This window comes from Kitasatospora sp. NPDC059648 (assembly GCF_042734825.1).
In the GTDB taxonomy this organism is placed as follows: Bacteria; Actinomycetota; Actinomycetes; order Streptomycetales; family Streptomycetaceae; genus Kitasatospora.
Window position 1 is genome coordinate 23,268 of the sequence record NZ_JBHWDU010000037.1, and the last position, 16,183, is coordinate 39,450.

A 16,183-nucleotide genomic window follows, 5' to 3' on the forward strand; every position below is an offset into this window, starting at 1 on the left:
ACGTCTTCGCCGACCAGCTGGAAGCCGAGTGCATCGCGGCCGCCGACCTGCCCCCACACGGAACGTCGGGCGGACCGGCCCCGTCGGACGGGTGACCGCCCCACGGCTGGACCGAGTCGGCGTAGAGGCCGTCCAGCGAGGCGTCGTGGAAGGGGAGTTCGTCCGCCGAGCCGATGGTGTAGTCGCGCGGAGGCCGCTGTCGTTCGCGCAGCGGCGCCTGTGGTTCCTGGCGCAACTGGACGGGCCGAGCACCACGTACAACATCCCCGTGGTGCTGCGGTTGACCGGCGGGGTCGACCGGGATGCGCTCGGTCTGGCACTGCGGGACGTGATCGGCCGGCATGAGGTGCTGCGGACCGTGTTCCGCGAGGTCGGCGGCGAGCCAGCACATCCACGAACTGGACGGACTGGCCTGGGAGTTGGTCGCCCGCGACGTCACTGCGGCAGCTGCCCGAGGCGGTCGGTGCCATGACCGGCCATGTCTTGGACCTGACGGCCGAAGTGCCGATGCGGGCCTGGCTGTTCTCCACTGCCCCCGACGACCACACCTTTTGGTGACGGTCCATCATATCGCGAGTGACGGCTGGTCGATGGGCCCGCTGGCCCGGGACCTCTCCGACGCCTACGCGGCTCGCCGTACGGGCAAGGGGCCCGGACCGGGCCCCGCTGGCGGTCCAGTACGCCGACTACGCGCTCTGGCAGCGTGAGGTCCTCGGGGAACGACACCGCGGCCGACCTTCCGGCCGTCTAGTGTTCAACAGGCGGATGCGTACAGTTGAACGCCGCGGACGCGCGCCCTACGGCAGCAGCGCCCAGCAGTCGGTGCCGACGAAGACGCATCCGGTGACCGCGAGCAGCGCGCCGAACAGGCGCTGGACGCGCGGTGGCGCGGGCCGGGGCCAGGCGGGCCGCAGGTGCGGCGGAAGCCGGGCGCGGTCGGCGGCCTGACGCGCGATGGCGCGGGTCGTGATCCCGCGGAAGTCGGCGGTCCACAGAACTCCGAGGACCAGCGCGGGACTTCCGAGCAGAACGAGGGTGGTCGCGGCGTGTGTCATGGTCTCGGCCCCGGGTGGAGTGGTGGTCCCTGGCGGATGCGGCAGGGCGCCCCGCCCCGGCCCGAGCGGCCGGAGCGGGGCGCCGCGCAGGCGGTGGTCAGATCCGAGGCTGCCAGATGCCGGCACCCGTGGGCTGGCTCGGGAGGCTCACCGTGCGGTCGAAGTAGTCGGTCGTCACGGGCACGTTGCAGTGCGACTCGTGGGCCTGTCCCAGGTGATTGCGGACAGGCCCGGTGGCGGAATACGGCCGGGGTCAGGCGGCGCGGGCGGCGGTGACGAGGTGGTAGTCGAGGAGGCCGTGGCGCCAGGCGGGGAGGAAGTTTCGGGTCCAGTGGTCGGTGGGGACGGTGTCGGCGAGGTAGCGGTCGAGGCCTGGCCAGACGTCGGGGCCGATGGATTCGGTGGTGACATCGGTGAAGCCGGTGTCGGCGAGGCTGGCGGTGAAGCCGTCGAGGGTGTGGGGGACGTCGAGGCCGTCGGCGAAGCTGGCGAGGAGGATCTTGAGGCGTTCGGCGATCTCGGGGCCGGGGGCGGCGAAGAAGGTGGTGACGACCAGGCGGCCGCCGGGGCGCAGGACGCGGGCCGACTCGCGGGCGAAGCCGGTGAGTTCGCGGAAGTGCTGGGCGGCCTCGACCGAGTAGAGGCCGTCCAGCGAGGCGTCGTGGAAGGGGAGCTCGTCCGCCGAGCCGATGGTGTAGCCGAGCCGGTCCGGATAGGTGGCCATCGCGCGGGCGTTGACGGCGCGGGCGCGCTCGACCTGGTCCGGGTGGATGTCCACGCCCGTCACCGAGGCGAAGCGGAACTCCCGCAGCGCCAGGGCCGCACCCAGCCCGCGCCCGCAGCCGACCTCGGCCAGCCGCAGCCGCTCGCGCGGCTCCGGAAAGGCGCGCAGCACCCGCCGGTACAACTGCTCCTGGCTGCGCACCCGGTCCTCGGCGGTGGGGGCCGCGAGGTCGATCCCCTGCCAGTCACCGAAGTTGATGAACCCGCCCGCGAACGAGGGGGCGGTACTGAGATCGTCGGCGCCGTACGTCCGGCGTACCGTCGGGGGGATGTGGTTGTGGTCCATGGGCCGTCGGGTCTCCTGCTCGGTGGGCGCCCGGCGGTCGGGCGCGCCGAGGTACGTACCCAAACCGGTGGTGGTCCGAACACGGTACGTGACGGGGGGTGTTCGGGGTTGACGCCGGTGCGGGTCAGTCCGCGCCGGGGCCCGGAAAGCCGGTGTCGGGCCGGGGCCGCCTTCGCTACAGTCCGCCGGGAACTACCGATCACGAGGAGGACCGACCCGATGAGCACCGACAACCGACCCGTCCCGTCGCTGACCGGCGGCGAGCGCGAGATGCTGCGCGAATTCCTGGACTTCCACCGGGCGACCCTCGCCATGAAGTGCGAGGGCCTGACCGACGAACAGCTGCGGGAACGTTCCAGCCCGCCGTCCACGCTCAGCCTGCTCGGGCTCGTCCGGCACATGGCCGAGGTCGAGCGCACCTGGTTCCGCCGGGTGATCGACGGGCAGGACATCCCGCTGGTCTGGTCCGAGGACGGCGACTACCAGGTGGCCTACGACCCGACCGGGGCCACCCGCGCCGAGGCCTTCGCCGCCTGGCGGACCGAGGTCGAGCACTCCCGCCGCATCGAACTCGCCGCCCCCTCGCTCGACGTCACCGGCTACCAGCCCCGCTGGGAGGCGGAGGTGTCGCTGCGCCTGGTGATGCTCCATCTGATCCACGAGTACGCCCGGCACAACGGACACGCCGACTTCCTGCGCGAGGCCATCGACGGCGTGGTCGGGGTGTAGGGGCCCGGCAGGTCCCGGGCACCCGCGGGGGTCACCAGCCGAGGAGGTGGGTGCGGGTGGTGAGGGCGGTGAGGATGGACTTGGTGGCGGTGTCGGGCGTGAGGGGGGTGGTGTCGAGCTCGTGGGGGGCGGTGGGGGCCGTGGTGGTGAGGACGACGTAGTGGAGGGCGGCGCCGGTGGCGCGGCTCTCGCGGCGGAAGGTGTCGAGGGAGGCCGGGGCCTCGGGGCACTCGACGACGACCTGGTAGCCGCCGGTGGCGTAGGCGAAGGCGGCCTGGGCGGTGGCGGCCAGGGCGGTGGCGTTCTGGCGGGCGGCCTCGGGGAGGTGCGGCGGCAGCTGGCCGTTGCGGATGACCTGGAGGAAGTCGTCCGTCCGCAGGTGGACGCTCGGCTGCAGCTCCTGGGCGAGCAGCTCCGCGACCGGGCTGTTCCCGGCCCCGGAGGGGTCGACGAGGACCAGGACACCCCCGGCGCCCCGGCCGCCCCCGAGCTCCGGCCCACCTACGGTCGTACGGTTCACAGCTGCTGATCCCTTCGCGGGCCGGGGACGGACGGGGTCGGTCGGTTCGGTCGGGTAGCCGGGGCGAGGCGGTGGGAGTGCGAAGGAGCCGGTCGGCCCGGATGCGGACAGCCGACCGCCTCGTCCCTACGACTGATGCGTTTCGAGGATCAACCTAGTCCAAACGGGTGCCCCGAGTCGTCCCCCCTCCCCGTCCGCGGACGGGGAGGGGGTGGCCTCAGCGGTCCTCGGCGCGCAGCACGATCGGGTTGGTGAGGGCCGCCATCGGGCCCCAGGGCAGGTCCCCGCCCATCGAGTTGCCCCTGCCCGGCGTCCCGTCGGCCTTCGGGTGGCGCACCTCGGCGCGGACGTACCCGGCCAGCGAGGCGGTGGTGCGCCACACCACGGTGCCGGAGCCGCCGGCGGGCAGCGACTCCTGGTGCATCTGCCCCTCGTCGGTGATCAGGCGGACGGTGCCGCCGGGCACGCCGGATACGGTGAGCCGGACGTCCACCGGGGCGTCGGCCGGGACGGTCAGCTCCTCGCCGATGCCGGCCTGACGGCCGTGCCCGGTGGCGGTGAGGTCGAGCTCGACGGCGGCGGACTCGGCCAGCCAGCTGCGCCCGGCGCGCAGCCCGTCGAGGACCGCGTCCCGGCTGAGGTCCTCGGCCAGGACGACGTTGTGCGGAAGGCCGATGACGTGCGGGTCGCTGTGGGCGTCGCTGTTGCCCATGGCGGGCAGCCAGGAACGGCCGCGGCTCCCGTCGCCGCCGCGCAGGGCGACGGCGAGTCCGGCGTCCCACGTGTCGACGGCCGACTCGTCGTCGTACGTCCAGGGCCCGTTCCACACCTCGACGGCGTCGGCCTGCTCGTAGCCGAACTTCCACTGGCAGGCGACGAACGGGCAGTACGGGTGCGCCGGCACCACCAGGCCGCCGTCGCGGCGGACCCGGCGGACGAAGCGCGGGTGCTCCTCGTCGCGGGAGCGGTAGCGCCAGTCGACGAACCGGCCGGGCTCCAGGCCCAGGGCCAGCCAGTGGCCGTTGCGGGTGGTGACCTCCTCGCCGGTGACGATCAGCAGGTCCGGGCCGGCCAGCGGGCCCCAGACGGCGTGCGAGGAGCTGGTGTTGTGGTCGGTCGAGACGATGAAGTCCAGACCGGCCGCGCGGGCCCCGGCGGCCACCTCCTCGGGCAGGCGGTGCCCGTCGGAGTGCACGGTGTGCAGGTGGCAGTCGCCCCGGTACCAGGCCCGCCCGCGGCCGCGGGCCCGTTCCGGCGGGTAGTGCGGAGTGAACTCCGGCCCCGGCTCGCCGAACCGGAGGGTGACCTGGACGTGGTAGTCCAGGCCCTGTGGAGCGACCTGGTACGGGCCGAGGACGATGTGCCAGGTGCCGGCATTGACCGGGCCGGGGAGGTAGCCGGGCGTGGCGGTGCCCCGGGAGAGGGCGAACTCGGTGCGGAAGCCGCCGGACCAGCCGCGGAAGCCGTCCCCGCCGAGGTCGGTGCCGCGCTCGTCGAAGATGCCGATGTCGCAGGAGTTGCCTGGGGTGCCGGTGGGGACCTGGGGCTTGTCGTAGCCGTAGGAGACGGCGATCTCGCGGACGCCGTCGGGGACCTCGACCGGGAGGAGGACGAAGTCGGGGGCGCCGGTGGGGAGGTGGCCGGTGAGGGTGAGGGTGCGGTCGCCGTTGGCCGGGCCGGGGGCGGGGGCCGCCGAGGCGGGACCGGCGGTGGAGGCGAGGCCGAGGGCGGTGGCGGCGCCGGTGGCGAGGCCGGTGCGGAGCAGGTCGCGACGGGCGGGGTGCGCCGGGTCCGTGGAGCGGGCCGGCTCCGTGGGGTGCGTCGGGGCGACCGGGGCGACTGGATCGGTGGGCATCGGGGGCCTCCGGGCTGGGGCGGGCGGGTCCGTCGGTCTGCCTACCCCGGGGGGTGAACCGGAGGTGAGGCGGCACCCACCGGGGTGGGGCGGCTCGGTGAAGGGGGACCGGACGTGGGCGGGGCGGCTTGCTTGAAGTGACGAATGGTCGGTTCATGGTCCTGTGGTCGGGCGCAGGGCACATGGCGATGGGTCGGTCGGGAGGCGGGTGTGGCGCTGAGTCGGCGAACGCTGCTGGCGGCGGTGGTGGCCGGGGGCACGCTGACGGGGTGCCGGGCGGGGCGGGGCGCGGCCGGCGGCGGGGCGGCCTCGGCGACGGTGTCGGCCGCTGGAGCGGTGCCCGCCCCGGGGGCGGGCACGCCTTCGGACGGCGTTTCCGCCGGTCCGTCCGTGAGTGCGTCCGTGAGTGCGTCCGCGAGTGCGTCGGCCGGTCCGTCGACGACGGCCGCCGCTGCCGCGCCCTCGGCGGTCCGGGAGCCGAGCCGGGCCGAGATGGTCCAGCGCTACCGGGCCCTGGCACCGAGCGAGTGGGGGCTGCGGGTCTCCGGGGTGATCACCGAGCTGCCGGAGGGCGAGACCGCGACGGCGTTGACCTTCGACGCCTGCGGCGGCCCCGGCGGGAACGGCTACGACGCCGACCTGATCGACTTCCTGCGGGAGAGGAAGGTCCCCGCCACGCTGTTCCTGAACACCCGTTGGATCGACGCCAACCCGGACGTCTTCGAGCGGCTCGCCGCAGACGGGCTGTTCGAGATCGGCAACCACGGCACCGTCCACCGTCCGCTCTCGGTGACCGGCCGTTCGGCGTACGGGATCGCCGGCACCGGCGGCGTCGGCGAGGTGTACGACGAGGTCGTGGGCAACGCCCACAAGCTGACCGGACTGCTCGGGCACCCGCCGAGGTTCTTCCGCTCCGGCACCGCGCACTACGACGACGTCGCCGCCCGGGTGGTCACCGACCTGGGGGAACGCGTGGTGGGGTTCGCCGTCAACGGGGACGGCGGGGCGACGCTGCCCGCCTCGGAGGTCCGACGGGAGGTGGCGTCGGCACCACCCGGGGCGGTCGTGATCGGGCACATGAACCGGCCGGGCGGCGGCACCGCCCCCGGTGTGGCGGCGGCGGTGCCGAGGCTGCTGGCGGAGGGGCGGCGGTTCGTCCGGCTGTCGGACGTGATGTGAGCCGCCGGGGTGTCAGACCCGGGGAGGCGCCGGGGCGTCAGGCCAGGCGGAGGCCGCCCGGGTGGCGCTCCTCGATGACGTCGACCAGCCGGTCGAAGACCGTCGGCCCCTTGCCGGCCCGGGCGTCGGCCAGCTCGGCCGCGACCTGCTCGCGGTTGGTGGGGTGGGCCCTGGCGAGCCGCCGCTCCAGCTGCCGGACCGTCTCCGGGTAGCCGAGCTCGCGGCGGGACACCTCGTGGTTGCGCCACTCGATGAGGAAGTCGCCGTCGTCGGGCGTGCCGAATCCGCCGCTCAGGCAGTCGGCGAAGGCGTCGAGGTTGCGGCCGAAGTAGCCGTCGACGCCGATCGTCCGCCCGACCACGTCCCAGAAGTCCTCCAGGGTGCCGATCTCGTTGCCGTCGATCACATAGGTCACCGTCACGCGGTCGAGGATATGCCGGGGCGGCGAACGGCCGGGTGATGGAGGGTTACGGTTACGCGCCCCCGATGAGCGGTTGGGGCCCTCCGAGCAACGGCTGCGGCTGCGGCTGCGCTGCGGCTACGGCTCGACGGCGATCGCGGTGGCGAGCAGCCCGTCGCGCACCGCCCAGCGGCCGTCGAAGCCGTCGAGGCGGCGGCCGCCGACCACCGGGCCGGGGACCAGCAGACGGGCGGAGAAGGTGCCGTCGGGGGAGAGGTCGAGTTCGGCCTCGTGGAAGTCCAGCCACAGCTCGGTCAACGGGAACCAGGCCTTGTAGACCGACTCCTTGGCACTGAACAGGATGCGGTCCCACGGCGTGCCGGGGCGCTCGGTGGTGAGCTCGGCCAGCCGCTGCTGTTCGACCGGCAGGGCGACGGCCTCCAGGACCCCGTCCGGGAGCGGCAGCGCGGGCTCCGCGTCGATGCCGACCGAGGCCAGGGTGCCGGCGCGGGCGACGGCGGCCGCGCGGAAGCCGTCGCAGTGGGTGAGGCTGCCGATCACGCCGTCCGGCCAGCTCGGCGCGCCGCGCAGACCGGGGACGAGCGGGCGGTACGGGACGCCGAGACGGCCGAGGGCGGTGCGGGCGCAGTGGCGGACGGTGGTGAACTCGCGGCGGCGCTTGTCCACGGCGCGGGCGATCACCGCCTCCTCGGCGGGCTCCAGCCGCGCCTCGGGCGGGTCGGCGTAGGCCACCTCGGTCACCACGACGTCCGGCAGCAGGTCCCCGATCACGCGTTCCCCCCTCGGTCGGCAGCGCGGGCGGTGCGCCGCGCGGGTCGAGCGTAACCCGGGCGGGTGGTGGCGGTCCGCGATCTTCGGGAATCGGGGGACCGGCCGGTGTGCGGCCCGGGGCCGGGGCCGGGGTGGCGGGATCGGCCGGTGGTCGGTCGGGCCGACAGGTCGCTACTGGCCGAGCGGGCGGGCGAAGTCCAGGCCGAGGCTGCCGAGAACGGGGAGTGCGCCGAGGTCGGTGACACCGGCGACCGGGATGCTGTAGCCCTGGTTCACCGTGCGCGGGGCCGCCGCAGCCGCCGGGTGCGCGGCGGCCGCGGAGGCGGTGAGGGCCGGGGTCAGGGTGACGCCGAGGAGCAGGGCCGCGGCGAGTGCGGTGCGCATGGGACGGCCTCCGGAGCGGGCTTCGGGTGACGACCCGTCAACCCCCACCATGGCGCCGCGGTCACGCATCTTCGCCCTTTCGGCCGCATTGGTAAAGATCCTTGCCTTGTGTCCATGGCAACACCGCGAAGGTCTGGACCATGCCGAGGTGGAGCGCATACGTTCCCGTCACCGGGCGGGCAGCGGGAGCCCGATCGCCGAACTGCGGCGCAGCTTCGGCGAGTTGCGTCTGTCATGCTCATGATCTCCGCCCGGGACCGTCGAACCGGAGGGAACGAACCATGCGCGCCATCGGCAAGAACCTCAGGATCCTCGCAGGCGCCCCGCTCGCGGCCGCCGCCCTCGTCGCGCTGACGGCCGGCTCCGCCGGCGCCGCGATACCGGTCAACAAGCCCATGACCGGGAAGGCCACCTACTACAACGACGCCGGGTACGGCGCTTGCGGCACCCGGATCAACGCCTCCAGCCAGATGCTGGTCGCCGTCTCCCACACCTGGTGGACCTCCGCCAATCCCAACAACGACCCGCTCTGCAAGGGCATCTCGGTCAAGGTCACGTACCAGGGCAAGACCGTCACCGTCCCGGTGAAGGACCAGTGCCCGTCCTGCGACTCCACCCACATCGACCTCAGCCAGCCCGCCTTCGCCAAGCTGGCCCCGCTGGGCAAGGGCGTGATCGACGGCCTCACCTGGCAGTTCGTCAAGTCCGGGGCGAACGGCAAGGCCGTCGCGCTGTCCGAGCCGGTCACCGGCTCGACCATCGGCTGACGTTCCCGGCAGCCGCCGCCGTGCCCCGCCCCCGGACGCGCCCGGGGGCGGGCCGACGTGTTCACCGGCGGTCCGTCGATGCGGCCGCGGCCGCCGAGGCGGGCAGTTGCGGGGCCATGGCCAGCAGGAGTTGGACCGCGGGCGAGGCCGTGCGGGGGGCGTGAGCGAGGCCCAGCGTGACCGTGGGCACCGGGCGGGTCAGCCGGCGCAGGCTCACTCCCGGAATCCGGAAGACCCGGGCCCGGCCCTCCGGAATGGGCGCGATGCCGTGACCGGCCGCCACCGCCAGCAGCAACTGTTCGTCGTCCGGCTCCTCGCGGACTATCCTCGGCGGCCGGTCGGGCCACAGCTGTCCGGTGATCGACGCGTGCATCCCGGGGCCGTTGTCGCGCGGCCACAGCACCACCGGTTCGTCGCCGATGCGGCTGCGGTCGACCCGGCCGCGACCGTGGGCCAGCGGGTGGCCGGACGGGACCGCCAGCAGCAGCTCCTCCTCGGCGAGGATCCGGCAGGCCAGTCCGGGGACGTCCAGCGGCGGACGGACGAAGGCCGCGTCCAGCCGCCCGGCGAGGAGCTCCCTGACGTTGTGGGCCGTCCAGCCGGTCTGCAGGGCGACGCCCACCCGGGGATAGCGTTCGCGGAACTCGCTCATCAGGGCGTCGCAGACGCCCCCGCGGGCGGATCGGGTGTACGCCACCCGCAGGCGCCCCTGCTGCCCCCGCGCGACGGCCGTGATCCGCCGGTCGGCCTCGGCCACCTGGCGCAGCAACTGCCGGGCCTCCTCGGCGACCGCGCCGCCGATCGGGGTCAACGTGCACCCCCTGCTGGTGCGTTCGACCAGCCGCACGCCGAGCTGCCGCTCCAGCGCCTGGATCTGCTGGCTCAGCGCCGGCTGCGCCACCCGCAGTCGGCGGGCGGCCCGGGTGAAGTTCAACTCCTCGGCCAGTACGGAGAAGTAGCGCATTCGGCGAAGGTCCACCGGTTGATGGTAGGGCCGCACCGCCGTCCGCGTCCCGGACCGGCGGCCGGGCTGACCGCGCGTGATAAGGGCGCCTTATCGCCGGGGGACCGAACCGGTCTTGGACGCCGCACGGGTCGTCCCGCTTCCCTGGGACCGAGGGCTCGTCGTCAGGTGAGGTGGAGGGGATCGGCGTGGACGTCGTCGTCATCGGCAGTGGGGTCATCGGGCTCACCACGGCCCTGCGGCTCCAGGAACTGGGACTGCGTGTCGTGGTGGTGACGGCGGACGGACTGCTGTCGACCGTCTCGGCCGTCGCGGCGGCCGTCTGGTACCCGGTGGGGGTGGAGGCCGGCGACCGGGTGGCGAACTGGTCCGCCGCCACCTTCGCCGAATTCACCCGGCAGGCGCGGGCCGGCGTGCCCGGCGTCGTCATGCGCGACACCCGGATGCCCGCGCACCGGCGGCAGGGCGACGCCGTGCCCTGGTGGGGCGCCGGAGTGCCGGACCTGCGACGCATGGAGCCGTCCGAGCTCGCCCCGGCGTACGCGGACGGCTGGCGGTTCACCGCCCCGACGGTCGAGATGCCGCTCTACCTTCCGTGGCTGCTCGGCCGCTTCCTCGACGGCGGCGGCGAGGTCGTCCACCGGCGGCTCGACACCCTCCGCCAGGCCCGCGTCTGGGCGCCCGTCGCCGTCAACGCCGGCGGGCTCGGCGCACGGCAGCTGTGCGGGGACGACGCGGTGCGGCCGGTGCGCGGCCAGCTCGTCCTGGTGCGCAACCCCGGTCTGCGGACCTCGCTGCGGATCCAGGACGACCCGGCCGGATACACCTACGTCCACCCCCGGAGCCGGGACGTCGTGCTGGGCGGCACCTTCGAGGAGGGGGCGTGGGACCTCGCGCCCGACCACGAGGCGGCCGAGGCTGTCCTCGCCCGGTGCGCGGCACACGTCCCCGAACTGCGCGGGGCCGAGATCGTCGGCCGTCCGGTGGGGCTGCGTCCGGACCGCCGGGGCGGGGTGCGGCTGGAGGCCGGGAACGGCGGGGGCGGGCTCCGGACCGTGCACAACTACGGGCACGGCGGGGCGGGGGTGACGTTGAGCTGGGGGTGTGCGGACGCGGCGGCGGAGCTGGTGGCGGCGGCGCTCCGCTGACGGCTCGACACGCTCCGAGCGGGCGCCGCCCCGGGCCGCGGCCCAGCGGGCACGGGCACACTGGGGTGACGGGTGGGCGTTCCGCCGGTGGTGAGAGGGGAGTTCGGGAGATGGCCGAGGCCGGGAAGCCGGTGCTGTACGTCGTGGTGTGTGCGGCGGGGGTCGCCGGCGGGGTGGGGGAGCTGATCGCGGCGGCGCAGGGGCGGGGCTGGCAGGTGGGGGTGGTGGCGACGCCACTCGCCACCGGGTTCGTGGACGTCGCGGCCATCGAGGAGCGGACGGGGTATCCGATCCGTTCGGCCTGGCGGAAGCCCGGGGAGCCTCGGCCGTTGCCGGACCCGGACGCGCTCGTGGTGGCCCCGGCGACGTTCAACACGATCAACAAGTGGGCCGCCGGGATCTCGGACACCCTCGCGCTCGGGATCCTCTGCGAGTCGTACGGGTGGGGGATTCCGGTGGCGGTCCAGCCGTGCCTCTCCGCGGCTCAGGCCGCGCATCCGGCGTACGAGGAGAGCCTGACCAGGTTGCGGGGGATGGGCGTGCGGATCGCCGAGTCCGTGCCGGGGGCGTTCAGCTGGACGCGGGTGCTGGAACTCATCGAGGTCTGACAGGGTGCCTGGTCCCGGGGCCGGATCCTGGCAGGGTGGGGGGTGGTTCGCCGTGACCGGCCCGGGATAGCGTCCGGGCAGGTCGGCGATGGCGTGGGAGGTTCCGGTGGCGGCGGTCAACGGTGGGGTGTCGTTCTGGTACGCGGCGGGCGGGGTGCCGCGGCCGGGGCCCGCGCTGCCGGGGGACGCCGATGTGGACGTCTGCGTCGTCGGGGGCGGGTACACCGGGCTCTGGACCGCCTACTACCTGAAGAAGGCCGAACCCTCCCTGCGGATAGCCCTGTTGGAGCGCCGCTTCTGCGGGTACGGCGCTTCGGGGCGCAACGGCGGGTGGCTGTACAACGGCTTCGCGGGGCGGGGAGCCTTCGCGCGGAAGTACGGGCGCGGCCGCGCCGCCGCGATGCAGCGGGTGATGGACGAGGCCGTCGGGGAGGTGGCCTGCACGGCGGCCGCCGAGGGGATCGAGGCGGACGTCGTCCGCGGCGGTGTGCTCGAAGTCGCCCGCAGTGGACCTCAGTTGGAACGGCTGAAAGCGTACGTCGCGGCCGAGCGAGGCTACGGCGACGGGCGGGTGGAGGAGCTCGGCGCGAAGGAGACCGCGGAGCGGATCGCGGTCGCCGGGGCGGTCGGCGGGGCCTGGTCCCCGTACGGTGCCCGGATCCAGCCGGCGAAGCTCGTCCGGGGTCTGGCGCGGGTGGTGCGGGGCCTCGGAGTCGAGGTGCACGAGGGCACGCCCGTCAGCGCGATCCTCCCCGGTGACGCCCACCGCCGCCCCCGGGCCGTCACCCCGCACGGGACCGTCACCGCCGACCACGTCCTGCGCGCCACCGAGGGGTTCACCGCCGGGCTGCCCGGCGAGCGGCGCACCTGGCTGCCGATGAACTCCGCGATGGTCGCCACCGAGCCGCTGCCCGCCGACTTCTGGGCGCGGGCCGGCTGGCAGGGCCGGGAGGTGCTGGGGGACTTCGCGCACGCCTACATGTACGCCCAGCGCACGGCGGACGACCGGATCGCGCTCGGCGGGCGGGGCGTGCCGTACCGGTTCGGCTCGCGCACGGACTCGGACGGGAGCACCCAGGTGGAGACCGTGCTCCAGCTGCGGCGGATCCTCGACCGGTTCTTCCCCGCTGCCGCGCACGCCCGGATCGACCACGCGTGGGCGGGCGTGCTGGGTGTGCCCCGGGACTGGTGCGCGACGGTCGAACTGGACCGGGTGAGCGGGCTCGGCCGGGCGGGCGGGTACGTCGGCAGCGGGGTGACCACCACGAACCTGGCCGGCCGCACCCTGCGCGACCTGGTGCTCGGGCGGGACACCGAGCTGACCGCCCTGCCATGGGTGGGGCACACGGTGCGGCGCTGGGAGCCGGAGCCGCTGCGCTGGTTGGGGGTGCGGGCGATGTACGCCGCGTACCACGCCGCCGACCGGCAGGAGGCGGCCGGGCGGACCGGGACCTCGCCGATCGCCCGGGCGGCGGACCTGGTGTCCGGGCGGCACTGAATCGGCAGTACTGACTCGTCGGCGCTGACCCGGCGGCGCCGGCTCCGCCGCCCTCGGGCGCCGTTCGGCCGAGTCGTGCTGCGGGGCGGCCGGGAAGCGGACGCCACGACCTCGCGCCGGTGCGGGCCGCGCCCGGCCGGTTCTGGCCGAGCGCCCTGCGCGGCATCCGCCTCCGCAAGGCGCGGTGGCGGGGAGCCTGGTAGCAGATTTGTGCCGGACGGTAGTCGATCTTGCTCGGCGGGTCGGCGATACCACCCGTTCTGCTTACCGCGTTCGGCTGACGGGGCATATTGTGTACTCCCGCAAACTACTCCGATGGAAGTCAGTTTCCCGTCACCGTCCGAAAACCTTCTGCGGACCCGCGTCGACTGGGATAGCGTCGATGGCGTCGGGGGGCCGACACCGATGACGGTGTATTCGAACGTCAGTTACCGGGCCGTAGCGGCCCGAATTGGTCCTGGAGAAAAGAATGCGGAATTCACCGGAGGAGAGCCGGTCGGACGCCATCGACGATCTGCAGCTCGCAGTCGAATCGCTGGCGGCCTTCCCGGCCCGTAACGCGGCCGGAGCGGCCGATATCACCGAACGCCTCGCCGCGGTCGCCCAACTCTGCCGGTCGGTCGACGTGGTGCTGGACAGCCTGGTCGTCCAGGCGGCCGCGGAGGCCGCCGAGGAGGGCTGGACGGCCGCCCGGATGGCGGCCGAACACTCCGGCTACTACGCCAGGTTGCAGCGGGCTCTGCTCCCCACCGGCGCCGGCGCCGGGCTGACGAAGCAGTGAGCGCGCTGCACCCGGGCGTGCACGTGCTGTCCTGCCCCACCCGGTGGAGCGACGTCGACGAGAACGGACACATCAACAACGCCCGGCTGGTCGGCTACATCCAGGAGGGGATTTACGACCTGTTCTGCCACCACGCGACCGCCGTGCGGGAATCGCTGTTCCCGTCCGGATTCATTATCGCCCGGCACGAGATCGATTATCTGGAGCAGTTGCACCACCGCCCCGAGCCGTTGTCGGTGCGGTTGACCGTGGAACACCTCGGGCGGAGTTCCGCCCATGTCGAGGTGAATGTCTGCCGCGAGCCGCGCACCTTTATGCGGGCGCGGACCGTGGTCGTGGCGCGGGACCGGGAATCCGGCCGCTCGCGCAAACTCAGCCCGAACGAGCGGCGCTTTCTGTCGGCGTTTATGTCGGACTCGGTCGTCGACCGGGTGCCGGACACGGTCCGTGGCGACACCGTGGTCGCCGTCGCGCAGCCGATGGCGCCGGCCCAGCGGGCGGCGGCGCGCTCCGGTGCGGGGGTGGGTTCACCGCGCGGCTCGCGCAGAAGGGTACGTACCTCGGCGGGCTGACCAGCGCGCTTCCGTGCCGGTGACGGCACGGGCCGGCGGCGTGATCGACAACGGCGTCGATCCGCCAGGCCGGTCCCGGCTCCGGTTCCAGCTCCGCTCCTGGTCCCGGCCCGGCCCGGTCGTGCTCACGGCCCTGCCCGGGCTCCGGCGGCAGGGTTCCGTTCGGCCTCCGGACTTCCGCCGGACCGGCGGGTCCGGCCCCGGCCGGACCGCAGTACGCTGAGCAGCACGGGAACCGGTACGTCTCCCGGCGGTCACGGGCCGCGATGAGGCAGGCCCCCGGCCCCTCGGCCGCCGCTCGCCCGGCCGGTCCCGCCGACCGGAAGGAGGATGCGATGACCATCTCCTGGGAGGACTTCCTCGCCCGCGTCGTGGAGCGCGGTGAGTACCGCGGCGAGGCCGAGGCGGACCACGCCGTGCGGGTCGTTCTCGCCCTGCTGGGCGAGCACCTGGTGGGCGCGGACCGGTTGGACCTCGCCGACGCGCTGCCGGGGACGTACGCCTCGCTGCTCCGGGACGCCCAACCGGCCGCCGAGCCGCTGACCGCCGAGCGCTTCGTGGAGGCCGTGGTCGGCTGGATCGACGGGGCCACGCCGGCGACGGCACAGTGGGACATCGGGGCGGTGCTCAGCACCGTGGCCGACCTCGTCCCGGGGGAACTGATCGACCGCGTGGTCGAGCAACTGCCGGACGGCTACGACCTGTTGTTCGGGCATCCGCTGCCGGCCTGAGCCCGGCGGACGCCGACGTCGGACCGGCCCGTCGCCGCGGGCGAGGCCAAGTCACCGCAGGGGCCTGCCGGTCGGCCCGCCTCCGGAACGGCTCCCGGGAGCTGCCGGTCAGCACCCCGGCCGGCAGGCCCGCCGGACCGAGGACCGGACGGCAAGGCACCAGGACGGCTCAGCGGCAGAGCGCGGCCGCGCCGATCAACCCGGCGTCGGTGCCGAGTTCGGCGCGGCGCACGTCCAGCCCGCGGACGTACGGGAGGGCGGCGTAGCGGTCCAGGTGGCGGGCGAGCGGGGCGAACAGTACGTCGCCGGCGGTGGCGACGCCGCCGCCGATGACCACCCGGTGCAGGTCGACCAGGGCGGCCGTCGCGGCGATCCCGGCGGCCAGTGCCCGGGCGGCCCGGTCGAAGGAGGCCAGCGCGACCGGGTCGCCCGCGGCGGCCGCCACGGCCACGGCGCGGGCGGTGCGGTCCTCGCCCGGCGGCCGCCAGCCGTCGGCGACGGCCCGCCGGGCGATCGCGGTGCCGCTGGCCAGGCCCTCCAGGCAGCCGCGGGAGCCGCACGGGCAGGGGTCGCCGTCCAGCTCGACGGTGATGTGGCCGAGGTGTCCGGCGTTGCCGCTGGGCCCGGGCCGCACGGCGCCGTCCAGCACCAGGCCGGCGCCGACGCCGGTGGACACCACCAGGCAGAGCGCGTTGTCCGCGCCCCGGGCCGCGCCCCGCCAGTGCTCGGCGGCGGCCATCGCCACGCCGTCCCCGGCGAGGCGGACGGGCAGCCCGCAGGTGGCCACCGCCGGGTGCGCGGCGACCTCGGCGACCAGCGGGAAGCCGCGCCAGCCGGGGATGTTGACCGGGCTGACGGTGCCGCGGGCGAGGTCGACCGGGCCGGCGCTGCCGATGCCGACGGCCGTCACGGCGGCCCAGTCGGCCGTACCGGCGAGCCGGTCCAGCACCTCGTGCACGACGGCGAACACGGCCGGGCCGGGTTCGGCGGCCGGGGTGGGCAGTTGGAGCCGGTGCCGCAGCCGTCCGTCGCCGTCGACCAGCGCCCCGGCGATCTTGGTCCCGCCGATGTCGACGGCGGCGAACAGGGGGGTGGGCGGCATGGCGGGCTCCAGGAGGGTCGCAGGGGGCG

The 16,183-nt window shown here is 74.6% G+C and carries 20 protein-coding genes; 11 read left to right on the forward strand and 9 right to left on the reverse strand.

Annotated features, from left to right (window positions below; all coding sequences use genetic code 11):
* Positions 1 to 145: 145 nt before the first annotated feature.
* Together ACFV1W_RS22140 and ACFV1W_RS22145 are read left to right on the forward strand one after the other, a co-directional pair.
* The gene (locus tag ACFV1W_RS22140; protein ID WP_380418923.1) at positions 146 to 472 is read left to right on the forward strand and encodes a condensation domain-containing protein; all 327 of its coding nucleotides are present in this window, start codon (positions 146 to 148) and stop codon (positions 470 to 472) included.
* Positions 473 to 554: 82 nt separating this feature from the next.
* Positions 555 to 707: a hypothetical protein gene (locus ACFV1W_RS22145; protein WP_380418924.1), complete on the forward strand. Its 153-nt coding sequence runs from the start codon at positions 555 to 557 to the stop codon at positions 705 to 707.
* Positions 708 to 797: 90 nt separating this feature from the next.
* Here ACFV1W_RS22145 and ACFV1W_RS22150 read toward each other — a convergent pair whose 3' ends face one another.
* Together ACFV1W_RS22150 and ACFV1W_RS22155 are read right to left on the reverse strand one after the other, a co-directional pair.
* Complete coding sequence (locus ACFV1W_RS22150; RefSeq protein WP_380418925.1) at positions 798 to 1,055, reverse strand: hypothetical protein; 258 nt, start codon at positions 1,053 to 1,055, stop codon at positions 798 to 800.
* Positions 1,056 to 1,308: 253 nt separating this feature from the next.
* Positions 1,309 to 2,124: a class I SAM-dependent methyltransferase gene (locus ACFV1W_RS22155; protein WP_380418926.1), complete on the reverse strand. Its 816-nt coding sequence runs from the start codon at positions 2,122 to 2,124 to the stop codon at positions 1,309 to 1,311.
* Between the two features lie 219 nt (positions 2,125 to 2,343).
* Between ACFV1W_RS22155 and ACFV1W_RS22160 the strand changes: the two genes are divergently transcribed.
* Positions 2,344 to 2,853, forward strand: a complete 510-nt coding sequence (locus ACFV1W_RS22160) for a DinB family protein (protein WP_380418927.1) — start codon at positions 2,344 to 2,346, stop codon at positions 2,851 to 2,853.
* A 31-nt stretch (positions 2,854 to 2,884) separates the two neighbouring features.
* Here the strand turns inward: ACFV1W_RS22160 and ACFV1W_RS22165 are convergent, their stop codons facing one another.
* Both ACFV1W_RS22165 and ACFV1W_RS22170 read right to left on the reverse strand, forming a co-directional pair.
* Complete coding sequence (locus tag ACFV1W_RS22165; protein ID WP_380418928.1) at positions 2,885 to 3,373, reverse strand: hypothetical protein; 489 nt, start codon at positions 3,371 to 3,373, stop codon at positions 2,885 to 2,887.
* A 217-nt stretch (positions 3,374 to 3,590) separates the two neighbouring features.
* A complete protein-coding gene (locus tag ACFV1W_RS22170) occupies positions 3,591 to 5,228 on the reverse strand; it encodes a CehA/McbA family metallohydrolase (protein ID WP_380418929.1) in 1,638 nt (545 codons plus the stop codon).
* A 402-nt stretch (positions 5,229 to 5,630) separates the two neighbouring features.
* On the opposite strand from ACFV1W_RS22170, the gene ACFV1W_RS22175 reads away from it, so the two are divergent.
* Entirely contained in the window at positions 5,631 to 6,407 is a 777-nt protein-coding gene (locus ACFV1W_RS22175) for a polysaccharide deacetylase family protein (RefSeq protein WP_380418930.1), read from the forward strand.
* A gap of 37 nt (positions 6,408 to 6,444) precedes the next feature.
* Here the strand turns inward: ACFV1W_RS22175 and ACFV1W_RS22180 are convergent, their stop codons facing one another.
* The 3 genes from ACFV1W_RS22180 to ACFV1W_RS22190 all read right to left on the reverse strand — a co-directional run bounded on the left by ACFV1W_RS22180 (position 6,445) and on the right by ACFV1W_RS22190 (position 7,983).
* The gene (locus ACFV1W_RS22180) at positions 6,445 to 6,828 is read right to left on the reverse strand and encodes a barstar family protein (protein WP_380418931.1); all 384 of its coding nucleotides are present in this window, start codon (positions 6,826 to 6,828) and stop codon (positions 6,445 to 6,447) included.
* Between the two features lie 117 nt (positions 6,829 to 6,945).
* Positions 6,946 to 7,599: a 4'-phosphopantetheinyl transferase gene (locus ACFV1W_RS22185; protein ID WP_380418932.1), complete on the reverse strand. Its 654-nt coding sequence runs from the start codon at positions 7,597 to 7,599 to the stop codon at positions 6,946 to 6,948.
* A 171-nt stretch (positions 7,600 to 7,770) separates the two neighbouring features.
* Entirely contained in the window at positions 7,771 to 7,983 is a 213-nt protein-coding gene (locus ACFV1W_RS22190) for a hypothetical protein (protein WP_380418933.1), read from the reverse strand.
* A 281-nt stretch (positions 7,984 to 8,264) separates the two neighbouring features.
* On the opposite strand from ACFV1W_RS22190, the gene ACFV1W_RS22195 reads away from it, so the two are divergent.
* Positions 8,265 to 8,750, forward strand: coding sequence for a cysteine/serine endopeptidase inhibitor (locus ACFV1W_RS22195; protein ID WP_380418934.1), 486 nt, complete (start codon positions 8,265 to 8,267; stop codon positions 8,748 to 8,750).
* A 61-nt stretch (positions 8,751 to 8,811) separates the two neighbouring features.
* Here the strand turns inward: ACFV1W_RS22195 and ACFV1W_RS22200 are convergent, their stop codons facing one another.
* Positions 8,812 to 9,729, reverse strand: coding sequence for a LysR family transcriptional regulator (locus tag ACFV1W_RS22200; RefSeq protein ID WP_380418935.1), 918 nt, complete (start codon positions 9,727 to 9,729; stop codon positions 8,812 to 8,814).
* Positions 9,730 to 9,902: 173 nt separating this feature from the next.
* Between ACFV1W_RS22200 and ACFV1W_RS22205 the strand changes: the two genes are divergently transcribed.
* The 6 genes from ACFV1W_RS22205 (at position 9,903) to ACFV1W_RS22230 (ending at position 15,052) form a co-directional block, all read left to right on the forward strand.
* Positions 9,903 to 10,862, forward strand: a complete 960-nt coding sequence (locus tag ACFV1W_RS22205; protein ID WP_380418936.1) for an FAD-dependent oxidoreductase — start codon at positions 9,903 to 9,905, stop codon at positions 10,860 to 10,862.
* Between the two features lie 110 nt (positions 10,863 to 10,972).
* Complete coding sequence (locus tag ACFV1W_RS22210) at positions 10,973 to 11,470, forward strand: flavoprotein (RefSeq protein WP_380418937.1); 498 nt, start codon at positions 10,973 to 10,975, stop codon at positions 11,468 to 11,470.
* Positions 11,471 to 11,558: 88 nt separating this feature from the next.
* Positions 11,559 to 12,968: an NAD(P)/FAD-dependent oxidoreductase gene (locus ACFV1W_RS22215; RefSeq protein ID WP_380418938.1), complete on the forward strand. Its 1,410-nt coding sequence runs from the start codon at positions 11,559 to 11,561 to the stop codon at positions 12,966 to 12,968.
* Positions 12,969 to 13,437: 469 nt separating this feature from the next.
* Positions 13,438 to 13,749, forward strand: coding sequence for a hypothetical protein (locus tag ACFV1W_RS22220; protein ID WP_380418939.1), 312 nt, complete (start codon positions 13,438 to 13,440; stop codon positions 13,747 to 13,749).
* A complete protein-coding gene (locus ACFV1W_RS22225; protein ID WP_380418940.1) occupies positions 13,746 to 14,321 on the forward strand; it encodes an acyl-CoA thioesterase in 576 nt (191 codons plus the stop codon). Before ACFV1W_RS22220 ends, ACFV1W_RS22225 begins: the two co-directional genes overlap by 4 nt.
* Before the next feature lie 335 nt (positions 14,322 to 14,656).
* Positions 14,657 to 15,052, forward strand: a complete 396-nt coding sequence (locus ACFV1W_RS22230) for a DUF2267 domain-containing protein (RefSeq protein ID WP_380418941.1) — start codon at positions 14,657 to 14,659, stop codon at positions 15,050 to 15,052.
* Between the two features lie 169 nt (positions 15,053 to 15,221).
* Here ACFV1W_RS22230 and ACFV1W_RS22235 read toward each other — a convergent pair whose 3' ends face one another.
* Complete coding sequence (locus ACFV1W_RS22235; protein WP_380418942.1) at positions 15,222 to 16,154, reverse strand: ROK family protein; 933 nt, start codon at positions 16,152 to 16,154, stop codon at positions 15,222 to 15,224.
* Between the last annotated feature and the right edge of the window lie 29 nt (positions 16,155 to 16,183).

Coding starts and splice junctions, on each gene's coding strand:
- ACFV1W_RS22150 (WP_380418925.1), bottom strand. CDS start 1,055: ATGACACACGCCGCGACCACCCTCGTTCTGCTCGGAAGTCCCGCGCTG.
- ACFV1W_RS22155 (WP_380418926.1), bottom strand. CDS start 2,124: ATGGACCACAACCACATCCCCCCGACGGTACGCCGGACGTACGGCGCC.
- ACFV1W_RS22160 (WP_380418927.1), top strand. CDS start 2,344: ATGAGCACCGACAACCGACCCGTCCCGTCGCTGACCGGCGGCGAGCGC.
- ACFV1W_RS22170 (WP_380418929.1), bottom strand. CDS start 5,228: ATGCCCACCGATCCAGTCGCCCCGGTCGCCCCGACGCACCCCACGGAG.
- ACFV1W_RS22190 (WP_380418933.1), bottom strand. CDS start 7,983: ATGCGCACCGCACTCGCCGCGGCCCTGCTCCTCGGCGTCACCCTGACC.
- ACFV1W_RS22195 (WP_380418934.1), top strand. CDS start 8,265: ATGCGCGCCATCGGCAAGAACCTCAGGATCCTCGCAGGCGCCCCGCTC.
- ACFV1W_RS22210 (WP_380418937.1), top strand. CDS start 10,973: ATGGCCGAGGCCGGGAAGCCGGTGCTGTACGTCGTGGTGTGTGCGGCG.
- ACFV1W_RS22215 (WP_380418938.1), top strand. CDS start 11,559: ATGGCGTGGGAGGTTCCGGTGGCGGCGGTCAACGGTGGGGTGTCGTTC.
- ACFV1W_RS22220 (WP_380418939.1), top strand. CDS start 13,438: ATGCGGAATTCACCGGAGGAGAGCCGGTCGGACGCCATCGACGATCTG.
- ACFV1W_RS22230 (WP_380418941.1), top strand. CDS start 14,657: ATGACCATCTCCTGGGAGGACTTCCTCGCCCGCGTCGTGGAGCGCGGT.
- ACFV1W_RS22235 (WP_380418942.1), bottom strand. CDS start 16,154: ATGCCGCCCACCCCCCTGTTCGCCGCCGTCGACATCGGCGGGACCAAG.